Here is a 15,049-nt window from a genome sequence, read left to right as displayed (position 1 = left end):
AGCGGAGGGAAAGCGCTTACTTAAGGTAGTCGAGGCCAGGATGCACTGCGGTGTAACCCTCGACCAGCCGCCGGGCCACGGTGACCGAGTCGACCAGCGGATGCAGCGCGAAGGCCTTCACGGCGGTGGCGCGGGAGCCGGACTCGGCGGCGGCCAGCACCTCCCGCTCGACCGCCTTCACCGAGCAGACCAGGCCGGTGGCGTGGCCGGGCAGCGGGGCCACGGCCACCGGGTGCGCGCCGTTGGCGTCGACCAGGCAGGGGACCTCGATGACGGCCTCGGTGTCGAGCACCGAGAGCGTGCCTCTGTTGCGGACGTTGAGGATCAGGGTCGTGCGTTCGTCGCGGGCGATGGCCCGCATCAGGGCGAGGGCCACCTTCTCGTAGCCGCCGGAGAGGTCGTCGGCCTCGCGTTCGCCGGCGCCGGCCGTCTCCCGGTTCTCGGCCATGTAGGTGGCCTCGCGCTCGGCGCGCGTGCGGTCCCAGGCGGTCAGGGCCGCCGCGTCGGGGTGGCGCATCTCCTCGTAGAAACGGGCCTGCTGGTCGCGCAGGAAGGCGCCGCGGGTCTTCTCGGCCTGCTGGTAGGCGTGGACGGCCTCGCGGTTGAAGTAGTAGTAGTGCAGGTACTCGTTCGGGATCGCGCCGAGCGACCGGAGCCAGTCGACGCCGAAGAGCTTGCCCTCCTCGAAGGAGCCGAGCAGGTCGGGGTCGGCGAGCAGCCGCGGCAGTTCGTCCCGGCCGGCCACGCGCAGACCGCGCACCCAGCCGAGGTGGTTGAGGCCGACGTAGTCGATGAAGGCCTCGCGCGGGTTGGCGCCCAGCACCCGGGCGATACGGCGGCCGAGGCCGACCGGCGAGTCGCAGATGCCGATGACGCGGTCGCCGAGGTGGCGGGACATGGCCTCGGTGACGAGGCCGGCCGGGTTGGTGAAGTTGATGACCCAGGCGTCGGGGGCGAGGCGGGCGACGCGGCGCGCGATGTCGACGGCGACCGGGACCGTCCGCAGACCGTAGGCGATGCCTCCCGCGCCGACCGTCTCCTGGCCGAGGACGCCCTCCGCGAGGGCCACCCGTTCGTCGTCGGCACGGCCCTGGAGGCCGCCGACGCGGATCGCGGAGAAGACGAAGTCGGCGCCGCGCAGGGCCTCGTCGAGGTCGGTGGTGGTCGTCACCTCGGGGGCGCCGGGGACTCCCGCCGCCTGTTCGGCCAGCACACGGGAGACTGCATACAGTCGACCGGCGTCCAAATCGTGCAGGACGACCTCGGTGACCCGCCCCTCGGCGCGGTCCGTCAGGAGCGCCCCGTACACGAGCGGCACCCGGAACCCGCCGCCGCCCAGAATCGTCAGCTTCACGCTTGCACCTTTCCTGCCAGGACCACCTCGACGCCCGCCTCCTCCAGGGAGGACCGGGTCGCCGTGTCCACCGGCGCGTCGGTCACCACCACGTCCAGGTCCTCGGGACCACAGACCCTCGCCATGCCCGTACCCGGGAACTTCGCCGCGTCCGCCAGCAGGACGACCCTGTCGCTCGCCTTGATCATCGCGCGCTTGACCGGCACCTCGACGACCGTCGTGTCCATCACCTGCCCGCCGGGCCGCACCCCGCTGGTGCCGAGGAAGAGCCAGTCGGCGTGCAGCTGGCGCAGGTTGTCCTCGGTGAGGAAGCCGACCAGGGAGCGGTACTCGCGGCGGACCATGCCGCCGAGCAGCACCAGTTCGACGCCCTCGTCGTCGGCGAGTTCCTCGTAGACCACCAGGTTGCTGGTGATCACGGTGAGGCGGCGGCCGTGGAGCTGGCGGGCGAGCCGGTAGGCGGTGGTGCCGATGTCGAGCAGCACCGACTGACCGTCCGCGATCATCGCCGCCGCGCGCGCCGCTATGGCGTCCTTCTCCGCCACGCGCACCTCGGCGACCTCGGCGAAGGGCTGGTCGCCCTCCTCGACGACGGCGCCGCCGTGGACGCGTGTGAGCAGGCCCTCCTCCTCCAGTCTGACCAGGTCACGCCGGATCGTGGCGGGGCTCACGCCGAGCTGCTCCGAGAGATCGGTCACGGCGGCGGGGCCGCCGGAGCGCAGCGCGCGCAGGATGAGTTGGTGTCGTCGTTCTGCCAGCACGCCGTGAACACTACTCGTCATCTTCAATCAAATCCATGCTCACTTCTGCTCGGGTATTGACCAAACTCGCGGAGGGGCGCACGATTCCGGTCACCGAAATGAAGAGTTCTGACGAACTCCCGTGCCGTGAGCCCTGACGAGAGGACGCCCCGTGGACGACGACCGGCCCGACGTGCTGCTCACCGGGCTCCTCTTCTACGACCTCGTCCTCACGGGGCTGGACAGGCCGCCCACGCCGGGCGAGGAGATCTGGACGGACGGCATGGGCTGCGGCCCCGGCGGCATCGCCAACCTGGCGGTGGCCGCCTCCCGTTTCGGCCTGCGGACCTCGCTGGCCACGGTCTTCGGCGACGACTTCTACGGCGCCCACTGCCAGGAGGTCCTCGCCGGCCAGGAGGGCGTCGACCTCACGCTCTCCCGGGTGGCGGACGCCTGGCCCACCCCCGTCACCGTGGCCCTCGCCCTCCCCCAGCCCCGGCTTCACCCGGGCGGGGGGACGCCCGTCCACGACCGGGCCCTCGTCACCCACGGCCAGGAGCCGCCGTACTCGCAGGACGCGCTGATGGGCGACCCGCCCGAGGCGCGTACGGCCCTCGTGCACCTCGAGGCCGAACCCCGCGCATGGATCGGCAAGGCGGCCGCGAACGGCACCCGGATCTACGCCGACGTCGGCTGGGACCCCACCCGGCGGTGGTCCCGCGACCTCCTCGACCAGCTCGCCCTGTGCCACGCCTTCCTCCCCAACGAGACCGAGGCGATGGCCTACACCCGCACCGACAGCGCGGTCGCGGCCCTCGGCACGCTGTCGGAGCTGGTGCCGGTCACCGTGGTGACCCGCGGCGGGGACGGCGCGCTCGCCGTCGACCAGATCACCGGCGAGTACGCGGAGGTCCCCGCCCTTGACATCGATGTCCTCGACGCGACCGGCGCCGGCGACGTCTTCGGCGCGAGCTTCGTCGCGGCCTCCCTCGGCGGCTGGCCGCTCGAGGAACGGCTGCGGTTCGCCGTACTCGCCGCCGGACTGTCCGTGCGGCACCACGGCGGAGCGCTCGCGGCACCCGGCTGGTACGGCGTCGACCGCTGGTGGCGCTCCCTGACCGACCCGGAGCTGAGGCGGACGTACGGCTTCCTGGCGGACCGGCTGCCGGACGACCCCGGCCCCCCGGTCCGCCACGCCCCCGTCACCCCGCCCGCACCGCACGGCTGACCTCCTCCCTCGACTCCCCACATGCCCCTCGTACGCGAAGTCCCGAACAGATCCGAAAGGCGGTGGGAGCTGTGCGGCTCTCACGAAGAGGCCTGCTGCGCGCGGGCCTGGCCGGTACGGCCGCCACGGCGCTCGGCGGCCTGGCGACCGGCTGCGCCGTTCCGGCCGGCTCCACCGGCCGGAACATGGTCCTGTGGTACTGGAGCGGCGGCCTGAGCGACACCGTCGTCAAGAACGCCAAGGCCCGCTACGACAGCGCCGTGGACCTCCAGGCCATCCAGATCGGCGGCTACTACCGGTCGAAACTGATCACCACCATGGCCGGCCGCGCCCACGTCCCCGACATCGCCGGTCTCAAGGGCGAGGACATGGCGTCCTACCTGCCCAACGCCGGCCAGTTCGTCGACCTGCGGACGCTCGGCGCGGAGAAGTACCGCGGCAAGTACCTGTCGTGGAAGTGGGACCAGGGCATCGCCGACGACGGCACGATGGTCGGCTTCCCCATCGACTGCGGCCCGGTCGCGCACTTCTACCAGTACGCCGTCTTCCGGAAGGCCGGCCTCCCCTACGAACCCGCCGACGTGTCCGCCGAACTGAACACCTGGGAGAAGTTCTTCGCGGCGGGCGAGCGGCTGAAGCGGCGGATCCCGGGGACCTACCTGCTCACCGACGTCAACGCCGTCTTCGAGCACGTGGTGCAGCAGGGCAGCGAGCGGTACGTCGACAAGGACCGCCACTTCATCGGCGACCGGGAGCACGTGCGCAACGCCTGGGCGCTCGCCGTGGAGGCCAAGCGGCGCGGGATCGTCTCCGACATCGTCAACGGCACCCCGGACCAGCAGTCGGCCATCGAGGCCGGCAAGCTGCCCAGCCAGCTCGGCGCCTCCTGGGCCACCGGCGACCTCAAGAACGGCGTACCGAAGACCGCGGGCAGGTGGCGGGTGGCCGACATGCCCGTGCGGCCCTCCAACAACGGCGGCTCGTTCCTGTCGATCACCAAGACCTGCCGGGAGCCCGAGCAGGCCTTCGAGATCATCACCTGGGTGCTGGACGCGGCCAACCAGACACAGGGCTTCGTCGACGCGGGACTCTTCCCCTCCACCCCCGCCTCCTACGGCATGAAGCAGCTGCGCGAGCCCGATCCCTTCTTCGGCGGCCAGGTCACGATGGACGTCTTCGGGCCCGCCGCGCAGAAGATCACGGTCGCCTACAACAGCCCGTACGACGTGGCGCTCGGGCAGCCCATCAAGGACGAGATCAAGAACGTCGGCGTCCTCGGCAAGGACCCGGACAAGGCCTGGAGTGACGCCATGAGCAAGTGCCGGCGCATCGCGAAGCACCTGGGGGTGAGTCTCTGATGGCCACCGTCCCCGCGCTGGAGAAGCCCCCGGTGACCCTGGTGGAGAGCTCCGCCGTACGGCCCCGGTCGGGTCTGCGCAAGCACTGGCACCTGTACGCCGCGATCTCCCCGTTCTACCTGCTGTTCCTCGCCTTCGGCCTGGTCCCCGTCGGTTTCTCGCTCTATCTGTCCTTCCACCGCTGGGACGGCCTCGGCACGATGGAGTGGGCGGGCCTGACGCAGTACCAGTACCTGCTGAGCGACAGCGACTTCTGGCAGTCGATCGGGACGACGATCGTCATCTGGGCGCTGGCCACCTTCCCGATGATCTTCCTGGCGATGGTGACGGCCGTGATGCTCAACTCGGCGGTCCGCCTGAAAAACCTCTACCGCTTCGCCTACTTCCTGCCGAACGTCACCTCGGTCGTGGCGATCGCGATCGTCTTCGGCTCGGTGTTCTCCACCAACTTCGGCCTGGTGAACGCCCTGTTGCAGGCCGTCGGCCTCGACCAGGTGGCATGGCTGAACACCCCGTGGGGCATCAAGGTCGCCATCGCCACCCTGATGACCTGGCAGTGGACCGGCTACAACGCGATCATCTTCCTCGCCGGCCTGCAGACCATCCCGGGCGAGCTGTACGAGGCGGCGCGCATCGACGGTGCCGGCCCCGTGCAGACGTTCTTCCGGGTCACGCTGCCGTTGATGCGGCCGGTGCTGCTGTTCGTGCTGGTCGTCTCGACGGTGACCGGGCTGCAGAGCTTCTCCGAGCCGCAGGTGCTGCTGCAGAACACCGCCAACGAGTCGACGTTCTCGGGCGGCCCGGACCACGCCGGCCGGACGATGGTCCTCTACTTCTTCCAGCAGACCTTCGACAACAACGACTTCGGCTACGGCGCCGCCGTGGCGTGGGGCATCTTCCTCGTCGTCGTCCTCTTCTCGATCATCAACTGGCGCCTGGTGCAGCGCCGGGGCGAAGAATAGGGAGGCCCGACCACCATGGCATCCATCAAGGGTTCACGGCGCCGGGGCATCGCCCTGCACACGGTCCTGGTCCTCGGACTGCTGCTCTCGGCCTTCCCGTTCTACTGGGCCGTGATCATGTCGACGCACACCTCGTCGGAGATCTTCTCCTACCCGCCGAAGCTGCTGCCGGGCTCGCACTTCCCGGAGAACGTCCGCAGCCTCTTCGACACGATCGACTTCTTCGGGTCGATGGGGAACTCGCTGCTGGTCGCGGGGACGGTGACCTTCCTCGTCCTGTTCTTCGACTCGCTGGCGGCCTTCGTCTTCGCGAAGTTCGACTTCCCCGGCAAGCGCTTGCTGTTCGTGCTGCTCATGTTCATCTTCATGGTCCCGGCGCAGCTCGCGGCGATCCCGCAGTTCGTCATCATGGCGAAGATCGGCTGGATCGGCTCCATGACGGCGCTGATCGTGCCGGCGGCCGCGAACGCCTTCGGCATCTTCTGGATGCGCCAGTACATGAAGGGCGCGATCCCCGACGAACTCCTCGACGCCTCCCGCATCGACGGGGCGAACTTCCTGCGCCAGTACTGGCACGTGGCCCTCCCGGTCGTCCGACCGGGCCTGGCCTTCCTCGGCATCTTCACCTTCATGGGCCAGTGGAACGACTACGCCTGGCCGCTGATCGCCCTCACCAACCCGGACAACGTGACCCTCCAGGTGGCGCTGTCCCAGCTCAACGGCACCCACGGCACCACCGACTACGGGATGGTCATGACCGGCGCGCTCCTCGCCCTGGTCCCGCTGCTGATCGTGTTCGCGATCGGCGCCCGCCAGATCATCGGGGACCTCGCCAAGGGGGCCGTCAAGTGACCGACCCCCTGCTGGCGCTCCGCCCCTGGGAGGCACCGGAGGTGACCTCCTGGGGGCGGCTGCCCATGAACGCCGTCGACCGCAGGGGCGGGGCGCTGTCGCTGGACGGCCCGTGGCGTTTCCAGCTGCTGCCGGCGCCGGACACCCCGGTGGGCGCGGTGTGGTCGTCGTCGTACGTGCCCGGCGCATGGACCATGCAGGATACGGACGACCTCCCGCAGTACACGAACATCCGTATGCCGTATACGGAATTCCCTCCGGGGTCGCCCGCCGCCAATCCGACGGGTGTGTACGAGCGGGAGGTGGAGGTGCCCGCCGACTGGGCCGGCCGCCGGATCGTGCTCCAGGTCGGGGCCGCCGAGAGCGTGCTGCTGGTGCACGTGGACGGGCGGCCCGTCGGTCTGTCGAAGGACTCCCACCTGGCCGCCGAGTTCGACCTGACGGGGCGCGTACGCGCCGGGGAGCGGGCCGTCGTACGGCTGACGGTCGTCAAGTGGTCGGACGCCTCGCACATCGAGGACCAGGACCAGTGGTGGCACGGCGGGATCACCCGCTCGGTGCTGCTGTACGCGACCGGTCCGCTGCATCTCGCCGACGTGGGCGTGCGGGCGCGGCGGGACGGGGAGCTGCGGGTCGACTGCCGGGTGCGGGACGCCTCGGGCGCGCTGCCCGCCGGCTGGTACGTGACCGGGGAGCTCGACGGCCGGCTCCTCGCCCGGGACACCGCGTTCGACCGCGCCAACCAGGAGGACGGGCGGGTCTCCGGCTTCCTGGGCGAGGTCCGGCTGCGCACGGTCGTCCCCGCGGTGCGCGCATGGACCGCCGAGACGCCCGAGCTGTACGGGCTGACCGTGCGTCTGCACCGCGCCGACGGGACGGTCACCGACACCGCCCGTCTGCGCGTCGGTTTCCGGGACGTGGAGATCGCCGGCCGGGACCTGCTGGTCAATGGTGAGCGCGTCTTCTTCCGGGGCGTCAACCGGCACGACTTCCACCCGCTGACCGGCCGCACGGTGTCGTACGACGACATGCGGGCGGACCTGGTCCTGCTGAAGCGTTTCGGCTTCAACGCGATCCGCACCGCGCACTACCCGAACGACCCGGCGCTGTACGACCTCGCCGACGAGCTCGGCTTCTACGTCGTCGACGAGGCGGACATCGAGTCCCACGACCACGCCCACGAGATCGCCGACGACCCGCGCTATCTCAACGCGTTCGTGGACCGGGTCTCGCGGATGGTGCTGCGGGACAAGAACCATCCGTGCGTCATCGTCTGGTCGCTGGGCAACGAGTCGGACTACGGCGCCCATCACGACGCGGCGGCCGGCTGGGTGCGCCGGCACGACCCGACGCGGCCGGTCCAGTACGAGGGGGCGGCCAGACGCGGCTGGGCGGATCCGGACGTTGCCTCGGACATCGCCTGCCCGATGTACGCGCCCCTGGAGGACTGCCTGGCGCACGCGCTGTCCGGGCGGCAGACCAAGCCGCTCATCCAGTGCGAGTACTCGCACGCCATGGGCAACAGCAACGGCACGCTGGCCGACCACTGGGCCGCCATCGAGGCCACCCCGGGTCTTCAGGGCGGGTTCATCTGGGAGTTCCGGGACCACGGGATCCTCCAGCGTGTGAACGACGGAAGACCGGCCGGGCGTGGGGGCGCCGGGCTCTACGACCACGGTGTCGCCGCGCCCGGGCACCGCTGGGCGTACGGCGGCGACTTCGGGGAGCGGTACCACGACGGCGCGTTCATCGCGGACGGCGTCGTCCTCCCGGACCGCACGCCCAAGCCCGTGATGGACGAGCACCGGGAGCTGGCGGCGCCGGTGCGCCTGAAGCGCGGGGAGCACGAGGGGCTGGTCCTCTCCAACCACCAGCACTTCCGTGGCCTGGAGTGGCTGGCGGCCGAGTGGGAGCTGGCCCTCGCGGACGGCGGCACCCTCACCGCGCCCGCCGACCTGCCGGATCTGCGGCCGGGTGGGACGGCGGTGGTGCCGCTGCCGTTCGAGCTGCCGCGGGACGGCGGTGAGGCGTGGCTGACGCTGCGGGTGACGACGGCCGAGGATCTGCCGTGGGCGCCGCGCGGTACGCCGGTGTGCGCGCCGCAGCTGCGGTTGCGGGCGGCGGAGCCCGCGCGGGAGGAGCCGGCGGTGGCGGCGGCGCGGGTCGAGGTCGACGGCGACGGGCTGCTCGTCCACCCGCTGCTGACCGCCGCCCCGACGCTGTCGCTGTGGCGGGCGCCCACCGACAACGACGAACTGGGCGGGATGGCGGTGCGCTGGCGGGCGTGGGGGCTGGACGCGCTGGTGCGCGAGCCGGTCTCCGTGCGCCGGGACGGCGTGTCGGTGACCGTCGTCGCGCGGTACACGGGCGCGACCGGTGTGGTACGGCACCGGCAGGTGTTCACGCCGGTCGAGGGCGGGCTGCGCGTCGACGAGGAGGCGCGGCTGCCGGACGAGTTCGACGACGTGGCGCGGGTCGGCTCGGTCTTCGAGACGGTCGCGGGGCTCGACCTGCTGGAGTGGTTCGGGCAGGGGCCCTGGGAGTCGTACCCCGACCGCAGCGCGGGGGCGCCGGTCGGGCACCACTGCGTCCCCGTCGACGCGTTGTTCACCCCCTATCTGCGTCCGCAGGAGAGCGGTGGCCGGCACGGTGTGCGGCGGTTCACGCTGTCCGCGCCGGACGCCACGGGTCTCGCGGTGACGCTGGACGAGCCGCGCCAGGTCTGCGTCACGCGGTACCGCGCCGAGGACCTGACGGCCGCCGACCACCACGACGAGCTGGTGCCGCGCCCCGGTTGCGTGGTCCATCTCGACGCGGCGCACCGGGGCCTCGGCACGGCCTCGTGCGGCCCCGACACCTTCCCCTCCTACCTCGTCGCCCCGGGCGTCCACCGCTGGAGCTGGACCCTGCGCGTCCTGTGAACTCCCCTCCCCTTCCCCGGACTTTCGCTACGGAGCACACGTGTGCACTTCGCATGCCCATGAACAGGGCGAGGCCCCGCGGGCCGGCGCCGGTCGACGCGGTTTCCTGCGGGCGACCGCACTGCTCGGCGCCGCCGCCACGGCGTCGGTCGCTCTGCCCGCCACCGCCGAGGCGGCGCCCGCGAGCCGCCGGCGCCCCGACCCGGACAGCCGCCGGTTCACGCTCGCGGTGATGCCGGACACGCAGTACCTCTTCGACGGGCCGAGCATCGACAGGGCACCCGTGGAGGCGTCCCTGCGCCATCTCCTGGAGCACGGCGGGGAGGACAACATCGTCTTCCTGTCCCACCTCGGCGACCTCACACAGAACGGCACCGAGGACGAGATCGCCGCGATCGGCGAGGCGTTCGCACTGCTCGACCGGCGCGGGGTCGGCTACAGCGTCCTGGCCGGCAACCACGACGTGAAGCCGTCGACGACCGACCAGCGGGGCGCGACCCCCTACCTGGACGCCTTCGGCCCGGACCGCTTCCGGGGGATGCCGACCTTCGGCGGCGCCTCCCCGGACGGCTACAACACCTTCCACCTCTTCCGGGCCGGTGGACGGGAGTGGATGGTGCTGGCGCTGGACTGGCGGCTGTCGGCGCGAGGGTACGCGTGGGCCGCCGACGTCCTGGCCCGGCATCCGAGGACGCCCGTCGTCCTCACCACGCACGAACTGGTCGTCGAGGACGACTCGCTGTCGGCGTACGGGCAGCAGCTGTGGGACCGGCTGATCGAGGACCACGACCAGATCTTCCTCACCCTCAACGGCCACTACTGGCCCGCGGCCCGGGCGATCCGCAGGAACGCGGCGGGACACGACGTCCACCTGCACCTGACGAACTACCAGAACCGTTACTTCGGCGGCGCGGCGATGATCCGCCTCTACCGCTTCGACCTCGACCGTGACGTCATCGACGTGGAGACGGTCTCCCCGTGGATCCTGGGCCGGGCCGCGAAGGGGCTCAACGAGCTGGAGCGGCAGGAGATCGAACTGAGCGGGGACGCCGACCGGTTCACGGTCGCCATCGACTTCGCCGAGCGGTTCGCCGGCTTCGACCCGGTGCCGGCGCGTCCGGCGCGGCCCGCCTCGCGGATGCTGGTCGCGGGCACGGTGGCGTACTGGCGCTTCGAGGCGCCCGTGGCCGACACCGTCCGCGACCTGTCCGGGCACGGCAACGACCTCAGGGTCGTCGCCGTCGGCGGCGGCTCGCTGGGCTGGTCCGCCGACCACCACCCCGACCAGCCGGGCCACGGCAGCCTGGAGTTCCAGGGCCACAAGCCGCCGCTGAAGGGCGCGTACCTGCGCACGGTCGACGGTGCCCCGCTCAACTCGGCCACGCTCGACGGCGGTTACACCATCGAGGCCTTCTACCGCCTGCCCGCCGACTGGGACCCCTCCCACCACGCCTGGTCGGGCCTGGTCAGCCGGACCGGCACGGGCGGCGCCGCCGGGAAGACCGCCGACGACCCCGACGAGCCGCTCGCCACGCTGTCCCTGTCGAACGACCGGGAGCCGCAGTGGGCGATGCGCCCGCTCGACCAGGAGGGCATCGCCACCAACTGGGGCCAGGAGACCCCGCTGGAGACCTGGTGGCACCTCGCGGTCGTCAACGACGGCCGGCACACCACGCTGTACGTCGAGGGCTGCCCGGTGGTCCGCAATCCGAAGGCCACCGCGACCGGCATCACCTCCGTCGGGCTGCCGTGGCTGCTCGGCGGCTACGAGTACGGCGACCGGATCGACCAGATCCTGTACGGCCGGCTCGGCGACGTCCGGATCGTCGAGCGGGCGCTGCCCGTCACCTCCTTCATGAACCACTGAGCCGAGGGGCCGTCACCGACATGACCGAGCAACAGCTGCCCCCGTGGGCCGACCCGTCCGTCTCCCCCACCACGCTCGACGCCCAGGGCGTGTCGAGACGCCGGCTCCTGCGCCGGGCGGGCCTGTTCGGCGCGGCTTTCGCCCTCGGCTCCGCGGCGGCTCCCGCCTCCGCGGCCGGCCGGCCCCTCGGCGGCGAGGACCCGCGCCTGGCCTACCTGGTCGGCGACCACCACGTCCACACCGTCTACAGCCACGACGCCAAGTACACCTTCTCCCAACTGGCCGCCGCGGGCGCCCGGTTCGGCCTCGACTGGATGGTGTTCACCGAGCACTCCAACGTCGGCCACGCCCGGTACGGCGCCTCGCTGGAGCACGACGAGATCCTCAGGGCCCGCGCCGAGAACCCCAGGCAGCTGATCTTCCAGGGCCTGGAGTGGTACATCCCGGCCGCCGAGCACGGCACGGTCTTCGCCGCGCCCGGCCCGCACGAGGTCGACCTGCTCACGCGGTTCGAGAGCGCCTACGACGGCAAGCTCCTCGGCTACACCGAGGGCGCAGCCGGTGCCGCCGGCACCGCCCGCAACGAGGCCCACGCCGTCAAGGCCCTCCGGTGGCTCGCCGCACAGCGCCGCACCGGCTACGTCGACGACGTCCTCGTCCTCGCCAACCACCCGATGCGGCTCGGCATCGACTCCCCGCACGAGATGCGCGGCTGGCGGGACGCCGCCCCCGACATCATGATCGGCATGGAGGGCTCGCCCGGCGCGCAGGGCGCGGCCGTCCCCGGCCTGCGCGGGACGACGTCGGTCCGCGGCGAGTACGAGAACAGGCCGACGGCGCAGTCCTGGGCCGGCTACCCGGCGGACGCCTACCTCACCTACGGCGGCTTCGACTGGGCGACCGCGACGGTCGGCGGGTTGTGGGACTCGATGCTCGCCGAGGGCCGGCTGTTCTCCGTCACGGCCAACTCCGACGCGCACCGCGTCGTCCTCGACACCTGGAGGAACGGCGACTGGCCCGCCGGGCAGACCTTCGACACCACGGGCAGGCTGCCGGACCCGGTGGACACCGGCGCCCCGCAGCCGGGCAGCGACTTCTGGCCGGGCCAGTTCAGCCGCACCCATGTGGGCGTGACCCGCTACGGCTACCGCGCGGTGATGGCCGGACTGCGCGCGGGCCGGGTCTGGGTGGACCACGGGCATCTGCTGGACGGGCTGGAGGTGCGGCTGACGCGCGAGCACGACCACGGCCGGGGGGTCACCCTCGGCGGCCGGCTGCGGGTCCGCACGGGCGAGCGGCTCACCCTGAACGTCACCGTCACCACCGCCTCCCGCCCCAACCCCCGGGGGACCCTGCCGGAGCCGGCGCACGTCGACGTCGTCCGCGGCGCGGTCCGCGGCCCGGCCGCCGACCGCGACGGCTGGCGGGCGCCCGACACCAGGGTCACCTGGACGAAGGACGTCGGCGGCCGCACGGGGACGTACACCCTGCGCGTGCCGGTGATGGCCGGCGAGGAGTCCTTCTACGTCCGGCTGCGCGGCAGCGACGGCCGGCGGAACGGCGCGGGCTACCTGGGCGCGGCGGTCGACCCGCACGGGCCGGTCCCCCACGAGCCGGGGGACGGCGACCCGTGGGAGGACACGTGGTTCTACTCCAACCCGCTCTTCGTGGACGTCGTGCGCTGAGCGCCCCGTGGGGGGCGCGGGGCCGCGTCGGTGTGCGGTTCGGCCGTGTGGGCGGGGCCGGCCACACCGGCCCCGCCGTTCCCCACGGCGCTCACGCGTAGAACCGCGACAGGCTCTGCAGCACCGCGGCCGGCTTCGCTGCGCCCTCGATCTCGATGGTGCCGTCGACGGTGATCTGCACCCCGCCCGGCACCTCCTCGACCTCGGCGAGCCTGCCCACCAGGCGGATGCGGGAGCCGACCTTCACGGGCGAGGGGAAACGCACCTTGTTCAGGCCGTAGTTGACCTTCGTGGTGACGCCCTGGACGTCCAGCAGCTCGGTGAACAGCGGGATGAAGAGGGACAGCGTGAGGTAGCCGTGGGCGATGGGCGCGCCGAAGGGGCCGGCGGCGGCACGCTCGGGGTCCACGTGGATCCACTGGTGGTCGCCGGTGGCGTCGGCGAAGGTGTCGACGCGCTCCTGGGTGACCTCGGTCCACTCACTGGCGCCCAGGTCGCTTCCGGCCAGCTTCTTCAGCTCGTCGAGGCCGTTGACGGTGATGCTCATGTGCCGTTCCTCACTTGGGAGTCGATGCGGAGTCGCCGCCGAACCGGGAGCGCACCCGGGCTTTCAGCAGCTTGCCGGAGGCGGTGCGCGGAAGGTCGTCCGCGACCACGACGGACTTGGGGATCTTGTACTTGGCGAGGCGGCCCGCCAGGGAGGCCAGCACCTCGTCGGGGTCGAGTGCGGCGCCCTCGCGGGGTACGACGACCGCGCGCGGCACCTCGCCCCACTTGTCGTCGGGCACGCCGATGACCGCGCACTCGACGATGTCGGGGTGGGCGAGGAGCAGGTCCTCGATCTCGGCGGGGTAGACGTTCTCCCCACCGGAGATGATCATGTCCTTCATACGGTCGACGATGTACACGTAACCGTCTTCGTCGACGCGGGCCGCGTCCCCGCTGCGGAACCAGCCGTCGGCGAAGGAGGCGGCCGTCTCCTCGGGCAGCCCCCAGTAGCCGGGCATGACGTGCGGGCCGCGCACGACCACCTCGCCGGTCTCGCCGGCCTCGACCGGCGCCAGGTCGGGCCGTACGACCCGGACGTCGCTGAAGAAGTGCGGGACGCCGGCCGAGCCGGCCTTGCTGGTGGCGTGTTCGGCGTCCAGGAACAGGGTGCCGGGGGCGGCCTCGGTCATGCCGTAGCCCTGGAGGAAGGTCAGGCCGCGCTCCTGGTAGGCCGCGATCAGCGGGGTGGGGACCGGGGAGCCGCCGCAGGTGAGGATGCGCAGGGAGGACAGGTCCGCCTGCGGCCAGCGCGGGTGGCGGGCGATCTGGTCGAACATCGTCGGCACCCCGAACATGAAGGTGATGCGGTGCCGTTCGACCAGGTCGAAGGTGGTCTCCGGGTCGAAGGCCTCGACCAGGACGCAGGTGCCGCCCTTCAGCAGCACCGGCAGCGTCAGCATGTTGAGGCCGGCAGTGTGGAACAAGGGGGCGGAGACCAGGGCGCGTTCGTCGGCGATCAGGTCGGTGTCGACGAGGACGTTGATCGCGTTCCAGGTGAGGTTGCCGTGGGTGAGCATGGCGCCCTTGGGCCGGCCGGTCGTGCCGGAGGTGTACATGATGATGCAGGTGTCGTCGGCGCCGACCGGTTCGTCGACGGGGTCGTCCGCGGCCGACGCGAGCGCCTCCTCGTACTCGGCGCCGACCTCGACGTACGTGCGCACGTCGGTGCTGCCCGGCAGGCCGGCGACCAGGCCGGCGTGCGAGGGGCCGTAGAGGAGGGCCTTGGCGCCGGAGTCGGCGAGCTGGTAGGCGATCTCGGGTCCGGCGAGGCGGGTGTTGAGCGGCACGAAGACCGCGCCGAGCGTGCCGGCGGCGAACAGGGTCTCCAGGTAGGAGGGGTGGTTCGGGCCGAGGTAGGCGATGCGGTCGCCGCGGCGGACGCCCCGGGCGCGCAGGGCGTGCGCCAGACGCGTGGTGCGTGTATGCAAGGTGCGGTAGTCGGTCGACTGCCCGCCGTGGACCAGGGCGGTGCGGTGCGGGGTCTTGCGGGCCCGGCGTGCGGGCCACGACCCCAGTCCCTCATTGCGCATGTCC

11 protein-coding genes are annotated in these 15,049 nt (G+C 71.9%); 7 read left to right on the top strand and 4 right to left on the bottom strand.

The features are described 5' to 3' along the window. Window positions 1-16: 16 nt before the first annotated feature. Window positions 17-1,354, bottom strand: a complete 1,338-nt coding sequence (locus ACF1A1_RS16150) for a 6-phospho-beta-glucosidase (RefSeq protein ID WP_392000354.1) — start codon at window positions 1,352-1,354, stop codon at window positions 17-19. After that, window positions 1,351-2,115 (bottom strand): DeoR/GlpR family DNA-binding transcription regulator, encoded by a 765-nt coding sequence (locus ACF1A1_RS16145; RefSeq protein WP_392000352.1) that lies wholly within the window; start codon window positions 2,113-2,115, stop codon window positions 1,351-1,353. Before ACF1A1_RS16145 ends, ACF1A1_RS16150 begins: the two co-directional genes overlap by 4 nt. Window positions 2,116-2,266: 151 nt before the next feature. On the opposite strand from ACF1A1_RS16145, the gene ACF1A1_RS16140 reads away from it, so the two are divergent. From ACF1A1_RS16140 to ACF1A1_RS16110, 7 genes are all read left to right on the top strand, one after another. After that, a complete protein-coding gene (locus tag ACF1A1_RS16140) occupies window positions 2,267-3,322 on the top strand; it encodes a carbohydrate kinase family protein (RefSeq protein WP_392000351.1) in 1,056 nt (351 codons plus the stop codon). 71 nt (window positions 3,323-3,393) lie between these two features. Further along, entirely contained in the window at window positions 3,394-4,680 is a 1,287-nt protein-coding gene (locus ACF1A1_RS16135) for an extracellular solute-binding protein (RefSeq protein WP_392000349.1), read from the top strand. After that, entirely contained in the window at window positions 4,680-5,642 is a 963-nt protein-coding gene (locus ACF1A1_RS16130; RefSeq protein WP_392000347.1) for a carbohydrate ABC transporter permease, read from the top strand. Before ACF1A1_RS16135 ends, ACF1A1_RS16130 begins: the two co-directional genes overlap by 1 nt. Before the next feature lie 15 nt (window positions 5,643-5,657). Then, on the top strand, window positions 5,658-6,494 hold the full coding sequence (locus tag ACF1A1_RS16125) for a carbohydrate ABC transporter permease (protein ID WP_392000346.1): 837 nt from the start codon (window positions 5,658-5,660) through the stop codon (window positions 6,492-6,494). Beyond that, window positions 6,491-9,415: a glycoside hydrolase family 2 TIM barrel-domain containing protein gene (locus tag ACF1A1_RS16120; protein WP_392000344.1), complete on the top strand. Its 2,925-nt coding sequence runs from the start codon at window positions 6,491-6,493 to the stop codon at window positions 9,413-9,415. The genes ACF1A1_RS16125 and ACF1A1_RS16120 overlap by 4 nt, the downstream gene beginning before the upstream one ends. 40 nt (window positions 9,416-9,455) lie before the next feature. After that, complete coding sequence (locus tag ACF1A1_RS16115) at window positions 9,456-11,282, top strand: LamG-like jellyroll fold domain-containing protein (protein WP_392000342.1); 1,827 nt, start codon at window positions 9,456-9,458, stop codon at window positions 11,280-11,282. Window positions 11,283-11,302: 20 nt separating this feature from the next. Next, complete coding sequence (locus ACF1A1_RS16110) at window positions 11,303-12,967, top strand: PHP domain-containing protein (protein ID WP_392000341.1); 1,665 nt, start codon at window positions 11,303-11,305, stop codon at window positions 12,965-12,967. 91 nt (window positions 12,968-13,058) lie between these two features. Here the strand turns inward: ACF1A1_RS16110 and ACF1A1_RS16105 are convergent, their stop codons facing one another. Beyond that, entirely contained in the window at window positions 13,059-13,514 is a 456-nt protein-coding gene (locus ACF1A1_RS16105) for a MaoC family dehydratase (RefSeq protein ID WP_392000339.1), read from the bottom strand. A 10-nt stretch (window positions 13,515-13,524) separates the two neighbouring features. Further along, a complete protein-coding gene (locus ACF1A1_RS16100; RefSeq protein ID WP_392000337.1) occupies window positions 13,525-15,045 on the bottom strand; it encodes a long-chain fatty acid--CoA ligase in 1,521 nt (506 codons plus the stop codon). Window positions 15,046-15,049: the final 4 nt, after the last annotated feature.

This window comes from Streptomyces sp. NPDC014995 (assembly GCF_043080745.1).
Lineage (GTDB): Bacteria > Actinomycetota > Actinomycetes > Streptomycetales > Streptomycetaceae > Streptomyces.
Note: the sequence above shows the minus strand (reverse complement) of the source record. Positions and strands in the feature narration are given on the sequence as shown.

Coding starts and splice junctions, on each gene's coding strand:
- ACF1A1_RS16130 (WP_392000347.1), top strand. CDS start 4,680: ATGGCCACCGTCCCCGCGCTGGAGAAGCCCCCGGTGACCCTGGTGGAG.
- ACF1A1_RS16125 (WP_392000346.1), top strand. CDS start 5,658: ATGGCATCCATCAAGGGTTCACGGCGCCGGGGCATCGCCCTGCACACG.
- ACF1A1_RS16110 (WP_392000341.1), top strand. CDS start 11,303: ATGACCGAGCAACAGCTGCCCCCGTGGGCCGACCCGTCCGTCTCCCCC.
- ACF1A1_RS16105 (WP_392000339.1), bottom strand. CDS start 13,514: ATGAGCATCACCGTCAACGGCCTCGACGAGCTGAAGAAGCTGGCCGGA.
- ACF1A1_RS16100 (WP_392000337.1), bottom strand. CDS start 15,045: ATGCGCAATGAGGGACTGGGGTCGTGGCCCGCACGCCGGGCCCGCAAG.